Genomic DNA, 18,146 nt, shown 5'->3' with positions numbered 1-18,146 from the left:
GACGCATAATTGTCAGAATTTTGATGGATGTGTGGAAATTTTGTCATATTGGCTGGCATGGTCTTTAACCACAATCAGGCGTTTTTAATTGAAAATATATAGCCGTTAATTTTTAAATTGTTGAATTTTAAATATATTTATCAATTAATCCTTAATTTGGCATACTGTCGATCCAGATTGGTACAGGGGTTGCTTATAGTAAAGCGAACGTAACCCCACTATAGGAAAACTGAAAGATGAAAACGAAGTTAGGTATGTTGGCAGTATTGGCAGCAATCTCTGCTCCGGCCGCTGCGGATACGATTGATCTCGGGGTTGCTTCCAACTACAACGTGTTTATATTTGATGGATATCAGAGTAGTAATGGCTGGAACGATATTGGTGGAGCATTGGCTGTTGGAGGGAATGCTAACCTAACTCATTCGAAAGTATTAAGTTCGAACGTCGATGGTTATGCCGTGGTAGTTGGCGGTAATCTGACAAAAGAATGGGGAGCCATTAACGGCGTTACTTGGGTAGGTGGCACTGTGAATGCTCCGCAATGGGATAGTTACAACAATTACAGCAGTGGCGCCGCACCGATAGACTTTGCCGCAGCCAAGTCCAGCTTGAGCGCCCTCTCCAGCAGCCTGTACGGCACGACAGCGACTGGCAGCGTCGAATACAAATATGGTACTGGCGGTTATCTGACCGGCACCAACTCGGCAATCGAGTATTTCACGCTTAGCAGCAGCGATCTGGGGTCTATCAACAATTGGAACTTCAGCAGCATTGCTTCCGGCGCGACGCTGATCCTGAATATATCCGGCGATTATGCTGCATTGACCGGCGGTTGGAACACGTTCGGCGACTATAACGTCCTGCTCAACTTCTACGATGCCACTACAGTTAACCTGGGCGGTATCAATTTGAGCGCAAGCATCCTGGCGACCAATGCCACGATTACTGGTGGCAGCGGTATAGTCAATGGTACCGTGGTAGCCAATAACTGGAACAATGCCCTGACTTTGGGAGCTAATAATGGGTTCGTGGCAATCACTACTGCAGTGCCAGAACCACATCACTACGCCCTGCTGTTGGCAGGCCTGACTGTTATCCTCGTGACAGCCAAGCGTCGTAGAAAGATGTTGACCGCTAAGGTCTGACCGTCTGAATCCCGGGGGGGATAGAGGAGGAGAAAGGCGTGGGGTAGCATTACCCACGCTTTTTTCCTTTCTGGCGTTTGCGTTTCTCTATCCGTTTTGACGGGATGCAGTCCGGATTAACGGTGGTCGTGGTGGTGTACGCGGCGGATGGCCTTGAAGTGGCGCCTGACGTACCACACGGCAAAGATCACGCCAACGACGACCAACACGATATGGAACTGGTGGAAGTAAACCTCTAAGGATTCCCAGTGCTGGCCGAATTTCATGCCGGCATATGCCAGCAGGAAGCACCAGATCAGGGACCCGACGAAGGTATAGGCGACGAACTTTCCTAGATGCATGCGTGCCACGCCGGCCGGGAAGGCGATGAAGGTGCGCACCGCAGGCAGCAGGCGGCCGATGAAGATGATGATGTCGCCGTATTTCTCGAACCAGCGGTCCGCCAGATGCAGGTCGTGATGCGAGATCAGCACCCACTTGCCGTATTTTTCCACCAGTGGGCGGCCGCCGAACATGCCCAGATAATAGGCGGGGATGGAGCCGACCACGCAGCCCACAGCCCCAGCCAGCGCCACGCCCCATAAAGTCAGCTCTCCCGTGAACACCAGGTAGCCGGCAAACGGCATGATGATTTCAGAAGGCAGGGGAATGCAGGCGGACTCGATCGCCATCAGCAACACGATGCCGCCGTAGCCCATGGTCGAGATGATGCCGATGATCCAGGCTGCAACTGCGGCAATGATTTTTTCCAGCATGTCAGGCGAGTTCCTTTAACAAGTTCTTGATGAAGTCGGCGCGTGGCGCAATGCCGGGGTATTGTACCGTAACCCTGAGCTTGTCCGGCCCGTTCATGCGGCAGCGGCGGTCGCGTTGCAACAGCGCGATGAGCTTGGTCGGGTCGAGGTCGGTGCTCGGCGCGAAATGCAGCTGGATCGCGGAGTCGCTGGCGTCGATCTTGTTGATGCCCAGCGGCTTGGCGGCAATGCGCAAGCGGTGGCAGGCCATCAATGCCTCGCCTTGTTCCGGCAGCAATCCGAAACGGTCGATCAGCTCTTCCTGCATAGTGTCCAGCTCATCGTCGTTGTTGCAGTTGGCCAGGCGCTTGTAGAGCACCAGGCGTTCATGCACGTCCGGGCAATAGTCGTTCGGTAATAATGCAGGCGTATGAAGGTTGATTTCGGTGGTGACGCCGAGCGGGGCCGAGAGGTCCGGCTCCTTGCCTGCCTTGAGCTGTTTCACGGCATGGTTGAGCATGTCGGAATAGAGGGTGAAGCCGATTTCCTGCATTTCCCCGCTTTGGCTGTCGCCCAATAGTTCGCCCGCACCGCGGATTTCCAGGTCGTGCATGGCCAAGTGGAAGCCTGCGCCCAGGTCTTCGAGCAGCTGGATCGCGTCCAGGCGCTTTTGTGCCTGTGGCGTGATATTGCGGTCGGGGTCGGTCAGCAGGTAGGCGTAAGCCTGGTGGTGCGAGCGGCCCACGCGTCCGCGCAACTGGTGCAGTTGCGCGAGGCCGAACATGTCGGCGCGGTTCATGATGATGGTGTTGGCCGTCGGCACGTCGATGCCGGTTTCGATGATGGTGGTGCACAGCAGCAGGTTGAAGCGCTGCTGGTAGAAGTCACGCATGACATGTTCCAGCTCACGTTCACGTAATTGGCCGTGGGCGATGCCGATGCGGGCCTCGGGCAGGATTTTCTCCAGCTTTTCCTTCATGACGAAGATGGTATCCACCTCGTTGTGCAGGAAATACACCTGGCCGCCGCGCTTGAATTCGCGCATGGCAGCTTCGCGGATGATGCCCTCGGAATAATGGGTGGCGAAAGTCTTGATCGCCAGGCGCTTCTGCGGCGGCGTGGCGATGACCGAGAATTCGCGCAGGCCTTCCATCGCCATCGACAATGTGCGCGGGATCGGCGTCGCGGTCAGCGTCAGCACGTCCACTTCGGCACGCATGGCCTTGAGCTGTTCCTTCTGCCGCACGCCGAAACGGTGCTCCTCGTCGAGGATGACCAGACCGAGGTTCTTAAACTTGACGTCCTTCTGGATCAGGCGGTGGGTGCCGATGACGATGTCGATACTGCCGTCTTCCAGGCCCTTGAGCGCCTGCGCTTGTTCCTTCGCGGTACGGAAGCGGGAGATTTCGGTGATCTTGACCGGCCAGTCGGCGAAGCGGTCGCCGAAGTTGTTGAAGTGCTGTTCGGCCAATAGCGTCGTCGGCACCAGCACGGCCACCTGCCTGCCGCCCATGACGGCGACGAAGGCGGCGCGCAAGGCTACTTCGGTCTTGCCGAAACCGACATCGCCGCATACCAGCCTGTCCATGGGGCGCCCGGACTGCATGTCGCCGATGACGGCCTCGATCGCGGCAAGCTGGTCGGCGGTTTCCTCGAACGGGAAGCCTTCGGCAAAGGCCTCGTAATCATGCAGGCCGAGCTTGAAGGCATGGCCTTTGCGCGCCGCGCGCTGGGCGTAGAGGTTGAGCAGTTCCGCGGCAGTATCGCGCACCTGCTTCAAGGCTTTTTTCTTGGCCTTTTCCCAATGGCCGCTGCCCAGGCGGTGCAACGGTGCGGATTCCGGCGGCCCGCCGGAATAACGCGAGATCAGGAACAGTTGCGACACCGGTACGTAGAGCTTGTCGTCGCCGGCGTATTCGAGCAGCAGGAACTCGGTCTCGCCTTCGCCGAAGTCGATATTGACCAGGCCGCGGTAGCGGCCTACGCCATGCTGTTCGTGCACCACCGGGTCGTGCTCGCGCAGCTCGGAGAGGTCCTTGAGCATGCTCTCGGTATTGCGCTGCTTTTCCTTGTCGCGGCGGCGCTGCTGGCGCACGGTGTTGGCGTAGAGCTCGGCTTCGGTGATGACGGTCACGTCCACCAGCCTGAAGCCGCCATGCAGGGGGCCGATGCCCAGCATGACGTGGGCGGCGCCAGCCTGGAAGCCTTGCCAGTCCTCGCAGGTCTCGAATTGGATACTATGGTCGTTGAAAAGCTGCGCCATGGTTTCGCGGCGGCCCAGGCTTTCAGCTGCAATCAGGATGCGGCCCTTGAAGCGGCGGATATAGTCCTCCAGCTTATGCAGCGGTTGTTCGGAACGGCGTTCCACTTCGAGCGCGGGCAGTTTCTTTTCCGCATCGAGGTTCAGTTGCAGCCTGGCCCAGGCGTGGCTCTGGCCGAAGAAATCCTCCGCCTTGATCAGCAGTGCATCCGGTTTGAGGATGGGGCGCTCGGGGTCGTGCGCCAGCTGGCGGTAGCGCGATTGCGCGTCGTGCCAGAAGGCTTGCGACGCCTGGTCGAGATTGCCATGCAGGCATAGCAGGGCGTCTGGCGGGACATAATCCAGCAGCGTCGCGGTCTGTTCGAAAAACAATGGCAGGTACCACTCGATGCCGCCGCTGGCGATGCCCTTGGAAACATCCTTGTAGATGCGGCTGCGCGAGGGGTCGCCCTCGAACACTTCGCGAAAGTTCTGGCGGAAGCGGGCGATGCCGGTTTCATCCAGCGGAAATTCCTTGGCCGGCAGCAGGCGGATATCGGCCACCGGGTAGAGGCTGCGCTGGGTATCGACATCGAAGGTGCGGATGGTCTCGATTTCGTCATCGAACAGGTCCAGGCGGTAAGGCAGGGCGCTTCCCATGGGAAACAGGTCGATGAGGCCGCCACGCACACTGAACTCTCCCGGGCTCATGACCTGGCTGACATGGTGGTAGCCTGCATCGGCACATTGGTTGCGCAAGGCCTCGATATCGAGTGTTTGTCCCTTTTTCAACAAGAAAGTATGGGCTGACAGGTAGGCATGGGGCGGCAGGCGCAGCAGCGCAGTCGATATCGGCACGAGTACGATATCGCAACTGTTCTGGCTGATCTGGTACAGCGTCGCCAGCCGCTCCGAGATCAGGTCCGGGTGCGGCGAGAAATGGTCGTACGGCAAGGTTTCCCAATCGGGCAGCAGGTGCACGCGCAACTGCGGCGCATACCAGGGAATTTCTTCCAGCAGGCGCTGTGCATCGAAGGCGTTCGAAGTGATGACGACGATAGGTGTCTTGGCTGATGCCTGTATGCGCTGGATGGCGAGTTGTGCGAGCGCCAGGCTGTCGGTGCCGGGCGTGAGTGGATCGATCCGGGATGTTTGGCCGGGTGCCGGGATGGGCAGGGAAAACTGCATTGCTTTGCCGTGACGTATTGGATAAACGGCTTATTATAGCCTTTTCACCTACCGGACAGGGCTAATACCGGCATCAGGCGGAATTCTGGGATGGGGTGTCCCAAATGGCATTCCAGGCTGTCCGCTTGCGGACATGCCAGGAGCCGGGCTTGAGAGAGTTACTTGCTGAGCAGCTTGCTGATTTGCGCTTCGGCAGCCGTCCAGTATTCCACCGGGCTGCCAGCAAAACCATTGCGTTCGGCAAGAAAATAGGCGGCTACTTCCACCATGCGATAGCGTTCTTCCGGGCTGATCTGAGTCACGGTATCGGTAATCTTGGCCTTGCTAGTGCTAGCCTTCCTGGTGGCGGTGGTTTTTTTGGGAGATGCTGGTTTTGCCGTTACGGCCTTGGGCGTTGCGGTTTTTTTTGCAGTAGTGCTCTTGGATGTAGCCATTTCGGTTCCTTTCTTGTAGTCGGGACTTCCATGCTGCTTGGAATGGGAGGCGAAGGCGGTAACCTTCGCTTCCCATCATATTAAACCGTTCCGCCTACCGTCAAGCCGTCTATGCGCAGGGTGGGCTGGCCGACGCCGACCGGGACGCTCTGGCCTTCCTTGCCGCAGGTGCCGACGCCGCTATCGAGCGCCATGTCGTTGCCGATCATGGACACGCGTGTGAGCACGTCAGGGCCGTTGCCGATCAAGGTGGCGCCCTTGACCGGGTAGGCGAGCTTGCCGTCCTCGATCATCCATGCCTCGGCAGCGGAAAACACGAACTTGCCGCTGGTAATGTCCACCTGGCCGCCGCCGAAGTTGGCGGCATACAGTCCCCTCTTCACCGACTTGATGATTTCCTCGGGCGCCATGTCGCCGTTGAGCATGTAGGTATTGGTCATGCGCGGCATGGGGATATGGGCGTAGGATTCGCGGCGGGCGTTGCCTGTCAGCGCCATGTTCATGAGTCGGGCATTGAGGCTGTCCTGCAGGTAACCACGCAGGATGCCGTCCTCGATCAGCACAGTGCGCTGGGTGGGGTTGCCTTCGTCGTCGATATTGAGCGAGCCGCGGCGGTTGCTGATGGTGCCGTCATCGACCACAGTCAGGCCCTTGGCTGCGACCTGCTGGCCAATCGCGTTGCTGAATGCGGAACTGCCCTTGCGGTTGAAGTCGCCTTCCAGGCCGTGGCCAATGGCCTCGTGCAGCAGGATGCCGGGCCAGCCAGCGCCGAGGACGACCGTCATGCTGCCTGCGGGGGCAGGGCGTGCCTCCAGGTTCACCAGTGCCTGGTGCACGGCTTTTTGTGCGTAATCCTGCAACACCTCGTCGGTGAAATAGCTGTAGTCGAAGCGCCCCCCGCCGCCGGCGGAACCTTGCTCGCGCCTGCCGTTCTGCTCGGCAATCACTTGGATGGAGAGCCGCACCAACGGACGTACGTCAGCCGCCATGACGCCATCGTGGCGCGCCACCATGATTACTTCGTATTCGCCTGCGACCGAGGCCATGACCTGGGTGACGCGCGGGTCCGCCTTGCGTGCATACAGCTCCAGGCGCTCCAGCAGCTTGACCTTGGCCTCGGCGCTCAGCGAGGCAATGGGGTCTTGCGACAGGTAGAGCTGGGGCGCGCTGATGCGCTGCACGGCCTGGCCCTGCTTTTCCTCGCCGAGCGCGGCGATGGCGCGGGTGGCGGTGGCGGCCTGTTTCAAGGCTGCCAGGTTGATGTCGTCGGAATAGGCGAATGCGGTTTTCTCGCCGCTCACCGCGCGTACGCCTACCCCTTGGTCGATGCTGAAATTGCCCGATTTGACCTGGCCTTCTTCCAATCCCCAGCTTTCCGCACGGCTGTATTGGAAGTACAGGTCGGCGTAATCCACCTGGTGCGACATGATATTGCTGATCACGCCCTGCAAATGGCCGACATCCAAGCCGCTAGGGTTGAGCAGGGCTTCTGTCGCAGTATGGAAATGCGAGTCGGTGGCGGGGCTGGAGGCGGTCGGTAATGTATCTGGCTTCATGGCGGAACGTCTTCAAGGTTGATTGATACCATCATAACAGCCCGCCGGGATGGCGGAACATAAGTATTTTCTGTAAATGATGATCAAGATATTGAGCTGTTTGGCTGTTTTTCAAGCCAGACAATTTAGAGCAACCAACGAACTCATCTTGCCGTTGTTGCCCTGTCTTGCCGTACTTACTTGTACTGTCTGCGGCAGAGCGCCTAGCCAGGATCGCTTCGCCGAGTTTTGTCAGTTGCTCTTTTACAGCTTGCGGTGCTTCAATGCCGGCAGGCTCTTGCGCAGGCTCTTCAGGTAGGCGGTATTGATGGATGAGATCACGATGCCCGACCCGCGCGGCAGCCTGTCCTGCACGACGCCCCAGGGGTCCACGATCATGCTGTTGCCATGGGTCTCGCGACCGGAAGCGTGATAGCCGCCTTGGCCTGGCGCAATCACGTAGCAAAGGTTCTCGATCGCGCGTGCCCGAATCAAGGTTTCCCAGTGGGACTTGCCCGTCGTCTCGGTAAAGGCCGAGGGCACGGCGATGATGTCGACATCCCCCATGGCGCGGTACAGCTCGGGAAAGCGCAGGTCGTAGCAGATGGAAAGTCCGAGCTTGCCGAAGGGGGTGTCCACGGTGACGACTTTGCTCCCGGGCTCTATGGTCTTCTTTTCCTGGTAGTGTTCCTGGCCTTTTTCGAAGCCGAACAGGTGAATCTTGTCGTAGCGCGCCACCTGCTTGCCCTTGTCGTCAAAGACTAGGCAGGCGTTGCGGACTTTTTCCGGGTTGTCGCATTCCAGCGGGACGGAGCCGCCGATGATCCAGACCTGGTGTTTTTTTGCCGTCTTCGAGAGAAAGCGCTGGATCGGGCCGCTGCCTTCCTTTTCACGGACGGCGACCTTGTCGGTGTCCTTGAGCCCCATGATGGCAAAGTATTCCGGCAGGGCGACGAGCTTGGCGCCCATGTTGACGGCAATTTCGATCAGGCGTTCCGCTTCGCTCAGGTTGGCGGCGACATAAGGCCCGGATGCCATCTGGATGGCAGCGATGCGGTTGATCCCGGGGATGGAGTTCTTGGTCTTGCTTTTGGCAACTTTTTCTCTTGATTTGATGGCCATATTTTAATTTCCGGACGGAATGCGAATTATCAGCTTGGTTTGTTGCATTTGTATGAGCAACCAGTCACCTGCCCAGCGGCAGCGGCGCCTGGTTGGCATTGTCCCGCTTGCTGCTTGCCTTGATTTCCACCGGGTTGTCCCAGGTGCCGACGAACTCGTACTCCGAGGAGGCGATCTGGTTCAGCGGGTCTTTCAGCAGTTTCTGCGCGAGGTAGGTGGCGGCGCCCACGACAGGGCCGCCTGCAAGCGCCGCAATCGAGAGGCTGTCGCTGACATAGGGCGTTACCTTGACCTTGATGTGCTGGGTTTCCTTCTGCAGGTCGGTTTCGCCTGTCATTTGCACCAGGGCGGTAGGGCCTTCCAGGCGGAAATCGTCGCTGCGCATGATGCCGTCATCAATGCGCACGTTGGCGCCGATCTTGTCGAAAGCAAAGCCGCTGCTGAACACGTCGCGGAAATCGAAAGTAAGGCGGCGCGGCAGGTTCTGCAATGTCAGCACGCTGAACAGGCGGCCGACGCCGGGCTGTATCTTGAGGATTTGCCCCTTGCGCACGTCGAGCTGGAGGTCGCCGCTCAGCTTGGTGGTTTCAAAGTCATGCGGGCTGCCGGGCCACTTGAGCTGGCCGGTGAGGTTGGCTGTGCCGTCCCTGATGGCGTTGGGATAGCCGAAGCGTTCCAGCGTCTTGCCTACGTTGCCGATTTTCCAGTTGATGTTGAGGCGGGTGTTGGGGGAGCGCTTCCAGTTATGCCATTCGCCATCGGCGTTCAGCTCGCTTTCCGGGGATGAAATGCGCAGTTTCTCTATGCTCCAGTCATTGTTGTGCTCGTTGGCGAGCAGCTCCAGTTTCCCCAGCTGCTTGGCGCCATATTCGAAGCTGTCGGCGACGATGTCCAGCGAGGGGTATTCGCTGACATTGCTTTGCTGGCTGAACTGGCCCTGCGTGCGCAACATGGCGGTATCCGGCGTCGAGGAAGGGATGCTCAGGCGTTTCAGGCGCGCCAGCACTTTGCCGTTGCCCTGGCTTAGCCACTGGATATCGCCGGTCAATTCCTTGCTTTGCGCCTGCATCTGCCAGCCGTCCTTGATCGCGGTGGCGGCCAGCTTGAGGTCGTTGATGCGGCGGTCAAACACGTCCAGTTTGTTGATGTCGAGGTCTATCTTGCGGATGTCGACACTGTTGCCGGCTTGCTGTTTGTCGCCCTTGGTGCTGCTTGCCAGCTCCCGCCATTCGTCCACATCCAGGTGCTCGATCTTGCCGTGCACCGTGATGCCCGACTGCTGGGCGAGGGAGGGCGCCACGTTGAAGCCGATGTCTCCGCGCTCGATTTTCCAGTCGCCGTTGCCCTGTTTGCTGCGGGTGAACAAAGCGCCGAGGTTGTTGCCGTAGCTGATGCTGATATTGTCCTGGTTGGGATTGGGCTGCTTTTTCTCGACGCGCAACGGCACGTTGTCATTCATGGCCTTGTTGAGCGGGAAGGGCAGGCTGGACGTCATGCCTTGCAGGTTTGAATTGATGGCGATGTCGACGCCATTGGGGCTGACATTGATATTGCCGTTCCAGTCCGCAGTGCCGAATATGCGGTCGAAGACGCCATTGCCGAAGCTGGAGCGCAGGCCGGCGTCGCTGACCTGCCCGCGTGCGGTGATGCGGACGGACTTGTCCTTGCCAGTGTTGAGGCTGACCTGCGCCGGGCCGCCGTACACCCAGGTCCCCAGGTTCTGGCCGCGCACGCCGTTTTCAGTGAAGTCCAGCTTGCCGTTGATACGGGTCAACGGCGGCATGTCGTCGCTGGAGAGGCTGCCGTTGATGATGGTGTAGCTGCCCTTGACCTTGGTGGTGTTGACGTCATGCAGCGGAATCTGCAAGTCCAGCGCCAGCTTGCCGTTGCCGCTGGTTTGCAGGCCTTGGGTGAAGCCGCCCGTGATCTTGACCAGCGGGCTGGAATTGAGGTACTGGATGCCGTTGCTGATCGGGCCCTGCCCTTCGCTCACCACGCTCAGGACCGGTTGGTGCGATGCCAGGTTCGGTATCACGACCTTGCTCCTGACCACTTGCGTGCCCAGCGTGCTGCCCTTGTTGGCATTCAATTCCATGCGGTTGCCCTCGAACAGCATGTCGAGGGCGATGTTCTCGATCTTGGGCCATTCCGGGGCGAACTTGAGTTCGCCGTCGTGAATTTTCGCCTTGACCTGGAACAAGCCGTTCTTGTTGTCGGCGAAAGGGAATTGGCGCACGTTGCCCTTGATGATGACGCTGACGTCCTCGCTTTTGCCGGCCAGGATGGAGTTGTCCAGCCATGACAGGGTATGCTCGCCCAGCAACAATGGGTAGTAGAAGCGCGCATGCTGCCCATCCACGCGGTTGAACTTGCCGATCAGTTCGAGTATGCCGCCCTTGGCAGGGTCGTGCTGGAAGCTGGCGTTGATGGCGCCTGCAAGGTGCCGGTTGGCAATATTGAGATTGTTGACGCGTACCTCCGGCTTGCCGTCGTTGGTTTTCCATTTCACCTGCCCGGTGAGCTTGTCCACAGGCAACGGCCAGCGCAGGATGTCCTTGAACTCAAGCTCCGTGTTGCGCGAGTTGAGCGTGAGGCTGCCGCCATCTTCATCAGCACTGATGGAGCCGCTCAACTGCTTGAAACCAGGTATCTTCATGTAGGGCTGCATGCCCAAGTCGCTGAACTGCGCGTGGAGCTTGTATTTTTCCGGAAAGCCGCCATGGCTGGTCCATTCCAGGCTGAGCTTGTGCAGGTCGCCCGCGGGCTTGATCTCTTCCAGGGCCTGTTTGAGTTTTTCCGGCAAGGGCAGGTGGGATGCGAGGAGATGGGCGGACGGCAGCGATATTTCATCGAGTGTGATGTTGCCTTCGAGCGATTGCTTTTCCGCAGCATGCCGTTCGCGCAGCGCAATCTGGCCGTTCTGCATATCCAGGCCGTTGGGCGTGACGATTTTGAGGTTTTCGCCCACCAGTTCCTGCCCGTCATTGCGCTTGATCCAGGTCAGCCTGCCGGAGAGTTTCTCCAGCCTTGTTTCGGGTTGCTCCTGGATAATGCGGCTAACGACGTTGTGCAGAATCATGTCGCTGACGAGCTTCTTGGGCTCGCCATTGGCAAACTCCAGCCATGCCCGCGTGGCGCCGTACCCTTGGCGGATATCGATCAGGTTGGCCGGCAGCCATTGGTGCCAGGCGGCGATATCGGTGCCGTCGGCGTGGGCATACAAGGTGCCGCGCCAGTCGCCCGGCCTGCTGATGTCCTTGCCGTAGAGGTTGCCGCGTACATCGATCGGCCCGGAAGCCGCCACCGAAGGAACGGCCTGCAATCCAAAGCGGTGGTGGCCGACCAGGCTGCTCCAGGCCGGGTTTTCGACATGCAAGTTGAGTTTGTCCAGGCTCAGCGGCGGGGCCTGGCGCAAGTCGTCATGCCAGGTGACGCTGGCATTGCTTACATCGATGCGGGCCTGGCGCAGCAGCCAATTGGCGAAGTCCGGTTTGGAGGGGCCGCCGGTTGCAATGCCGGCGATATAGACCGTGCCGTCCGCCTCCCTGCGGATGCTCAATGCGGGCTCGTGAATGACGAGCGAACTGAGGCGCGGCTCCAGCAGGGCAATGCTCAGCCACGATACGCTGGCCTCGATATGCTGGAAGGAAAGCGCGACGCGCTGCTCGGCGTCGTAAATATCGATGTCGCGCAGGGATAGGTGCGGGTTCAATCCGCTCCAGCTTGCATGTAGTTGCTTGATGGTGACGGTCTGGCCCAATGCCTCGCTGACCTTGGCGGCAATGCGTTCGCGGTATTCGCCGATATTGGGCAGGACGAGGTAGCGCAGGCTGAGGACGATGATGGAGAATGCAATGATGGCGAACCATAGCAGGGCAAGGGTGGCGCGGTAACACCATAGCAGGGACTTTTTAACCATATTTTATTGCACTATCATCGCCGGAATCCGCACGAATTGTGCCTGTGAGCAGCATGTCTATTTAATATGCCCAAAGTATTTCATTGGCACGATGGTTGGTCAACGCTTGAAGGGCGAAAGTTGCCAGGATTGGCTTACAATAACAATTGTTGACAATATATTCCCTGCAAGCGTCTATCTTGCATAGGGTATGACCGAGTAAAAGTTCTTGATTCAGCTAAAAAACATCAAATTATACCGTGGAGTGAAGTGCCTGGTCGAAGGCGCAAGCTTCCAGCTTCATCCCGGTCACAAAGTCGGCCTCACCGGTGCGAACGGTGCAGGAAAATCCAGCGTGTTTGCCATGTTGCGCGGCGAGCTGCATCCCGAGTCGGGCGAACTGGAGATTCCTGCCCATTGGACGATTGCCCATGTAGCGCAGGAAACCCCGGCGCTTGCCGACGCCGCGATCGAGTTCACCCTGGATGGCGACGTCGAGCTCAGGCAGGTCGAGGCGGCGTTGCGCGAGGCAGAGGCCGCGGGAGAAGGCGAAAAGGTCGGCGAGTTGCATGCCCGCCTGGGCGAGATCGATGGTTATTCCGCACGTGCGCGGGCGGCCGAGCTGTTGCATGGCCTCGGCTTCGCTACCGCCGATTTGCAACGCCCGGTTTCCGATTTCTCCGGCGGCTGGCGCGTGCGGCTCAACCTTGCCCGCGCGTTGATGAGCCGTTCCGACCTGCTGCTGCTGGACGAGCCGACCAACCACCTCGACCTCGACGCCGTGATCTGGCTGGAAAACTGGCTCAAGGATTACCGCGGCACCTTGCTGCTGATCTCGCACGACCGCGATTTCCTCGATGCCATCGTCAACCACATCGCGCATATCGAGCAGCAGAAACTCACCCTTTATCGCGGCGGCTATTCCGATTTCGAGCGCCAGCGCGCCGAACGGCTGGCACAACAGCAGGCAAACTACGAGCGGCAGCAGCGCGAAGTGGCGCACTTGCAGAAATATATCGACCGTTTCCGTGCCCAGGCCACCAAGGCCAGGCAGGCGCAAAGCCGTATCAAGATGCTGGAGCGCATGGAACTGATCAATGCGGCGCATGTGGACAGCCCGTTCAGTTTCAGCTTCCGCGAGCCATTGGCCGCACCCGATCCGTTGCTGGTGCTGGATGAGGCCGATGCAGGCTATCAATCCACCCCGATATTGCAGCGCATCATGCTGACCTTGCGCCCGGGCGAGCGGGTCGGCCTGCTCGGCCGCAATGGTGCAGGCAAGTCCACCCTGATCAAGCTGCTTGCCAATGCCATGACGCCCTTGCAAGGCAAACGGGTGGAAGGCAAGGATTTACGCCTGGGCTACTTCGCCCAGCACCAGCTCGAACAACTGCGCGCCGACGAATCGCCGTTGCAGCACATGCTGCGCCTGGACCCCGAGACGCGCGAGCAGGAGCACCGCAACTACCTCGGCGGTTTCGATTTTCGCGGCGACATGGCCACCAGCGCGGTCGGCGCATTTTCCGGCGGTGAAAAATCCAGGCTGGCATTGGCATTGCTGATCTGGCAGCGTCCCAACCTGCTGTTGCTGGACGAGCCGACCAACCACCTCGACCTGGAAATGCGCCATGCCCTGACCATGGCCCTGCAAGACTACCAGGGCGGCATGGTGCTGGTCTCGCATGACCGTGCCCTGTTGCGTGCCACCTGCGACCGCTTCCTGCTGGTCGCGGACGGCAAGGTGCAGGAGTTCGACGGCGACCTCGAGGATTACCGCAACTGGCTAAATGAGCAGCGCCTGCGTGACAAGGCCAAGGAAGAAAAAATCAAGCCCGAGGCGGCGCCCAATCCACGCGCGCAGAACAAGGCGGAACGCCATGCAAGGTTGCAGGAGCGCAGGCCATTGTTGAAAGAGCTGGAGCAGATAGAAAAGAAAATGGCCGCCTGGCAGCCGGAAAAGAACCAGCTGGAGCAAGCCTTGGCCGCGCCCGAGCTATACCAGGAGGCAGACAAAACCCGCCTGCAAACCCTGCAGAAGCGCCAGGCCGAGCTTGAGCAGCAATTGGGCCACGCCGAGGAGCGCTGGCTCAGCCTGCAGGAGCAACTGGAAGCCTTGCCGGAAATCAGTTGAATACGATCCGTCAAGATAATCGCCAAAAGAATTAAAAAGGAAAGCAAAGCAATGGAAATAAGTTATTCGCAAAGGCTGAGCCTGACTTACGCCCTGTGCCTCAACGAGGCGCGCACCAATGCGGGCGAGCCCCCCAGCACCAAGCTGGAAGATTATGATGCGCTGGAGGCTTCGACCTACCTGGCCTGCTACATCACTTTCCGCGCGATCCAGCAAGCCGGCCGCTCGCCTGCCGACGAGCGCGTAGAAAACTTCGACATGCTGGCCGTGTACCAGGCGTACGCGATGCTGGCCTATACCTACCTGACCCTGCCGTTGGGGGACGAAGGCATAGAGCCGGATTACAAGACGGCCGCCATCACCATTGCACGCTCATTGTTCGCCGAACTGGAAAACGAGGAACTGGCCGAGATCATCGAGTCGGGCAACCATAAATACCAGCTGATCGGCGATGCCGAAGCCGAGCACTGGATGAATTACCGTCAGGATATCGAGAAGGTGCTGATGGCCTTCGTGATTGCCGCGACGGATGAAGAAGCGCCATTCGACAAGGAGGAATTGGTGCCGATGCTAGGGGCGTTGCTCAGTATGTTATGTGAGGCGTTTGCTAGTGAGTAGAAGCAAGTCGTCTGTGATGGATTGTTGAGCTTTTTTCGGATTGAAGCTGGGGAGCTATTTTCATCCACGAAGCTTTGGACGGTCTAATATAATGGCTAGATTGATGATATTAAAACTAATGAAAATTGCATTATTGTCAAAGATCTTAAGCGCATGGACACCTTTCTATGTCAAGGACTGGGTGGGCAGAGATTTATAACTGTGCCGGAAAAAACCACTCGCTGACCAAAAAAATTCTTTCTTTTCAGAAAACTAACAGTCGCCTATATCAGCAGGGCTCTGTTTGGTAATCCTAAGGTGCTCATCCGGATGCGTTCGACGCTGGTTAGCTTTAAATATTAGGCATTAGGGGGAAGTTGTGACTGATTTCTTTCAAGGCGTCGTAGCCGAATTCTTACGTGCCGATCGTGGAGTGTTTGTAAATCCCGAAATATTGCTCCAACTTGAACCTGGTGCCAGTCCAAAGAAAGGCCGCTTTTGGTACTGCGATCTCATGGCAGTTTCCCTTCGAAAGCGTGAGGTATACCTGTGCGAAGTCACTTATTCGTCAAGCGTATCTGCCCTGATAAAACGCCTTAACTCCTGGAAAACATATTGGCCTGAATTGAAGCTTGCTTTGCAACGAGACTGTGGGGTTGATCCAACTTGGCATGTATCTACTTGGGTATTTTTACCGGAGAGTCGGCGCTTCATTTACGAACGAAAGCTTGCGGCGCTTGGAGTGTTTGCAGAGCCGGGCATGCCAAAGCCAAGATTCACAGCCCTTGAAGATGTTGTTCCGTGGAAATACTGCACGTGGGATAGGCAATCAGATACCTAAAATTCATTACAGCAGACCGCCACGGCGGTCACTGAATTTAAACGTTAGCTAGCTCAAGCAGCCAAGCTAAGCGAGCTGCTAACGCTAACATCATCACTGCTGCCATACGCCGCAATCAACTGCCCGATCTGCCGGTTGATGCTGTTTGCTTCCTGCTGTTTTGCCTGGTTGCTGTCGTTCTGGCGTTGGTATTCCATTGCTTCCTTGGCGCTTACCTTGCCGTCCTGGTTGGTGTCAGCAGCCTCGAAGTTGGCGGAGACACTGCTCGCCAGGCTGGCGAGGTTGGTATCAGATGTAGTGGAAGCAATGCTTTCCAGTTCTTCCTGGGTATAGCCTTCATCGTCCTCTTCGTTTTGCGGGGGCGGTGGAGGTGGCATGCCGCCTTGCACACGCGCATTGTTGAACTGGCTGTTCAGTTCGCTCAGCAGGTTGCTGATGCCGCCGCTGAGTTCCGATTCCGTCAGCTTGCCATCGCTGTCGCTATCCAGTGAGCTGAACAATTCGTCCGCATCGCTGCTGCCATCGTTGCCATTCAGTTTGCTGAGCACGGATTGCAGATCTGCTTGTTCGATATAGCCTTTGTTGCTGGTGTCCAGCTTGCTGAAAATCGAGCTGGCAATCTGGGATGCGTTGCCGGAAATGCTGTTGATCATGTTGTTCTCCTGATTGATCGCGCTGTCGGCTGGGCGGTTGCCCGGCTCCTGGAGTTTCTAACGGACATGATGCGCTTATTTTTTGCCTGCGAGGTGTAAAGCCGGGTAAAGCTGTGTAAACCCTCATCCTCTAAAAAATGCTCCTGGCGCTGTTGCCCTGCCTGGCCGTGCTACTTGCACCGTATGCGACAGCGCAAATAGCCAGGATCGCTGCATTGAGTGATTAAATGGGCCTGGGGCGATCCTCTTTCGGGCGGCCTTCCCATGGCTTGCTTGCAGGGAATGGACATAGCTCGGGCCGGCCCTTGCCCAGCTCTTTTCTTTCATCCAGCTTGCCAAGCTGCTCGGGCGTGAGCAGTGCGCGAATGCGCGATTCCGTACTGACTCGGGAGAAGATGGCATCACTTTGCACGCGCGCGAGCTCTGCGGCCAATTGCCTGGCTTTCTTTTCATCGAAGCTGGGCGCAGTGCCCAGTTTGTCTATTTCCTCGCGCAGTTTGCGCTGCTGCTTGAAGTTGTTGCGTATTGCGGGCGCTTCGGCATGCAGGAGATAGAATATTTTATCTTCCTGCGCCTCGCTGAGCTCCAGGCCGGCAAGGTGAGGGGGCAGGGCAAAGCCCGGGGCTTCCTGGATAAGGCCGGAGCCCGGCCTTGGCGGGCCGTCTTCGCGCAACGGGGGCTCGGCGCTGGCCCATGTGCTTGATATTGCGAATGCTGCCATGAGGATCATGGATGGGATGATGCGGGTGTTCATGTGCGTCCTTTCTATTCACGGTAGGTGTGGTCCAATGGGAGAAATTCTGCTGCCGCGAGTTGTTAGATGCTGTTAACCAGGGGTAAAGATAGGTAAAAGTAGGCGGCCGGGCATGTCGCCGGCACAGGCGAATCGTTATGATGTGATTGCGAAAATACTATTCAACATCTCAGCATTCAGAATCTTATGGCTAAAGTACTATTGATCGACGACGACGTGGAGCTGGTCAACCTGATCAGGGAATACCTCGTGCAGGAGGGGTTTGACGTGGAGTGCGCGCACGATGGCGAAACCGGGGTTGTCTATGCCGAGTCGCTCAAGCCGGCGCTGATCGTGCTGGATGTCATGATGCCCAAGCTCAACGGCATAGAGGTGCTGCGGCGCATTCGCGCTTCCAGCAACGTGCCGGTATTGATGCTCACCGCCAAGGGCGATGATGAGCACCGGATTGTCGGCCTGGAGCTCGGGGCCGACGATTACGTGCCCAAGCCTTGCACCCCGCGTGAACTGGTGGCGCGCATCCGCGCCATCCTGCGCCGCATCGTGCCGACCGACCAACAGCCGCAGGCCCATCATATTGCCGTGGGGCCGTTGACGCTCTGGCCGGAGCGGCGCCTGGTCGAGTGGGCGGGCCAGTCTGTGAACCTGACCAGCACCGAGTTCAACCTGCTGGAGGTCCTGGTCAGGCAGGCCGGGCGCGTGGTCAGCAAGAATGATCTGTCGACACTGGGCCTGGGACGGCCGTTGTCGCGTTTTGACCGTACTATCGACGTGCATCTGAGCAGCATACGCCAGAAGTTGGGTACGCTTGCCGACGGCCGTCAATGCATCCAAACCGTCTACCGCATGGGTTACCAACTGATCAAAGAGTAGCC

Annotated in this window: 13 protein-coding genes; 5 read left to right on the top strand and 8 right to left on the bottom strand. The window is 58.2% G+C overall.

Annotated features, from left to right (window positions below):
- Positions 1 to 236: 236 nt before the first annotated feature.
- Positions 237 to 1,145: a choice-of-anchor A family protein gene (locus tag ACJSDX_RS04505; protein ID WP_407993687.1), complete on the top strand. Its 909-nt coding sequence runs from the start codon at positions 237 to 239 to the stop codon at positions 1,143 to 1,145.
- A 116-nt stretch (positions 1,146 to 1,261) separates the two neighbouring features.
- Here ACJSDX_RS04505 and ACJSDX_RS04500 read toward each other — a convergent pair whose 3' ends face one another.
- The 6 genes from ACJSDX_RS04500 to ACJSDX_RS04475 form a co-directional block, all read right to left on the bottom strand.
- Positions 1,262 to 1,900, bottom strand: a complete 639-nt coding sequence (locus tag ACJSDX_RS04500) for a DedA family protein (RefSeq protein WP_309565579.1) — start codon at positions 1,898 to 1,900, stop codon at positions 1,262 to 1,264.
- Position 1,901: 1 nt separating this feature from the next.
- Positions 1,902 to 5,306: a transcription-repair coupling factor gene (mfd, locus tag ACJSDX_RS04495; protein ID WP_407993686.1), complete on the bottom strand. Its 3,405-nt coding sequence runs from the start codon at positions 5,304 to 5,306 to the stop codon at positions 1,902 to 1,904.
- 158 nt (positions 5,307 to 5,464) lie between these two features.
- Entirely contained in the window at positions 5,465 to 5,740 is a 276-nt protein-coding gene (locus tag ACJSDX_RS04490) for a DUF2934 domain-containing protein (RefSeq protein ID WP_309565577.1), read from the bottom strand.
- A gap of 80 nt (positions 5,741 to 5,820) precedes the next feature.
- Complete coding sequence (gene tldD, locus ACJSDX_RS04485) at positions 5,821 to 7,296, bottom strand: metalloprotease TldD (protein ID WP_407993685.1); 1,476 nt, start codon at positions 7,294 to 7,296, stop codon at positions 5,821 to 5,823.
- Between the two features lie 243 nt (positions 7,297 to 7,539).
- The gene (locus ACJSDX_RS04480) at positions 7,540 to 8,397 is read right to left on the bottom strand and encodes a carbon-nitrogen hydrolase family protein (protein ID WP_407993684.1); all 858 of its coding nucleotides are present in this window, start codon (positions 8,395 to 8,397) and stop codon (positions 7,540 to 7,542) included.
- Between the two features lie 64 nt (positions 8,398 to 8,461).
- Positions 8,462 to 12,316 (bottom strand): YhdP family protein, encoded by a 3,855-nt coding sequence (locus ACJSDX_RS04475; RefSeq protein ID WP_407993683.1) that lies wholly within the window; start codon positions 12,314 to 12,316, stop codon positions 8,462 to 8,464.
- Between the two features lie 208 nt (positions 12,317 to 12,524).
- Between ACJSDX_RS04475 and ACJSDX_RS04470 the strand changes: the two genes are divergently transcribed.
- The 3 genes from ACJSDX_RS04470 (at position 12,525) to ACJSDX_RS04460 (ending at position 15,864) form a co-directional block, all read left to right on the top strand.
- Positions 12,525 to 14,426 (top strand): ATP-binding cassette domain-containing protein, encoded by a 1,902-nt coding sequence (locus ACJSDX_RS04470; protein WP_407993682.1) that lies wholly within the window; start codon positions 12,525 to 12,527, stop codon positions 14,424 to 14,426.
- Between the two features lie 51 nt (positions 14,427 to 14,477).
- A complete protein-coding gene (locus ACJSDX_RS04465; RefSeq protein ID WP_407993681.1) occupies positions 14,478 to 15,044 on the top strand; it encodes a hypothetical protein in 567 nt (188 codons plus the stop codon).
- Positions 15,045 to 15,402: 358 nt separating this feature from the next.
- A complete protein-coding gene (locus tag ACJSDX_RS04460; RefSeq protein WP_407993680.1) occupies positions 15,403 to 15,864 on the top strand; it encodes a hypothetical protein in 462 nt (153 codons plus the stop codon).
- Between the two features lie 53 nt (positions 15,865 to 15,917).
- Here ACJSDX_RS04460 and ACJSDX_RS04455 read toward each other — a convergent pair whose 3' ends face one another.
- Positions 15,918 to 16,517: an EF-hand domain-containing protein gene (locus ACJSDX_RS04455; RefSeq protein ID WP_407993679.1), complete on the bottom strand. Its 600-nt coding sequence runs from the start codon at positions 16,515 to 16,517 to the stop codon at positions 15,918 to 15,920.
- Positions 16,518 to 16,740: 223 nt separating this feature from the next.
- A complete protein-coding gene (locus ACJSDX_RS04450; RefSeq protein ID WP_407993678.1) occupies positions 16,741 to 17,271 on the bottom strand; it encodes a Spy/CpxP family protein refolding chaperone in 531 nt (176 codons plus the stop codon).
- 186 nt (positions 17,272 to 17,457) lie between these two features.
- On the opposite strand from ACJSDX_RS04450, the gene ACJSDX_RS04445 reads away from it, so the two are divergent.
- Positions 17,458 to 18,144 (top strand): response regulator transcription factor, encoded by a 687-nt coding sequence (locus ACJSDX_RS04445; RefSeq protein WP_407993677.1) that lies wholly within the window; start codon positions 17,458 to 17,460, stop codon positions 18,142 to 18,144.
- The last annotated feature ends 2 nt before the right edge of the window (positions 18,145 to 18,146 follow it).

The organism is Methylobacillus draconifructus, assembly GCF_045984355.1.
In the GTDB taxonomy this organism is placed as follows: Bacteria; Pseudomonadota; Gammaproteobacteria; order Burkholderiales; family Methylophilaceae; genus Methylobacillus; species Methylobacillus flagellatus_A.
This window is presented reverse-complemented; position numbering and strand designations above follow the sequence as displayed.

What these genes read in the sequence shown, in the direction of transcription:
- ACJSDX_RS04505 (WP_407993687.1), top strand. Translation starts at nt 237, where the DNA reads ATGAAAACGAAGTTAGGTATGTTGGCAGTATTGGCAGCAATCTCTGCT.
- ACJSDX_RS04450 (WP_407993678.1), bottom strand. Translation starts at nt 17,271, where the DNA reads ATGAACACCCGCATCATCCCATCCATGATCCTCATGGCAGCATTCGCA.
- ACJSDX_RS04475 (WP_407993683.1), bottom strand. Translation starts at nt 12,316, where the DNA reads ATGGTTAAAAAGTCCCTGCTATGGTGTTACCGCGCCACCCTTGCCCTG.
- ACJSDX_RS04490 (WP_309565577.1), bottom strand. Translation starts at nt 5,740, where the DNA reads ATGGCTACATCCAAGAGCACTACTGCAAAAAAAACCGCAACGCCCAAG.
- ACJSDX_RS04465 (WP_407993681.1), top strand. Translation starts at nt 14,478, where the DNA reads ATGGAAATAAGTTATTCGCAAAGGCTGAGCCTGACTTACGCCCTGTGC.
- ACJSDX_RS04480 (WP_407993684.1), bottom strand. Translation starts at nt 8,397, where the DNA reads ATGGCCATCAAATCAAGAGAAAAAGTTGCCAAAAGCAAGACCAAGAAC.
- mfd (WP_407993686.1), bottom strand. Translation starts at nt 5,306, where the DNA reads ATGCAGTTTTCCCTGCCCATCCCGGCACCCGGCCAAACATCCCGGATC.
- ACJSDX_RS04455 (WP_407993679.1), bottom strand. Translation starts at nt 16,517, where the DNA reads ATGATCAACAGCATTTCCGGCAACGCATCCCAGATTGCCAGCTCGATT.
- ACJSDX_RS04500 (WP_309565579.1), bottom strand. Translation starts at nt 1,900, where the DNA reads ATGCTGGAAAAAATCATTGCCGCAGTTGCAGCCTGGATCATCGGCATC.
- ACJSDX_RS04445 (WP_407993677.1), top strand. Translation starts at nt 17,458, where the DNA reads ATGGCTAAAGTACTATTGATCGACGACGACGTGGAGCTGGTCAACCTG.
- tldD (WP_407993685.1), bottom strand. Translation starts at nt 7,296, where the DNA reads ATGAAGCCAGATACATTACCGACCGCCTCCAGCCCCGCCACCGACTCG.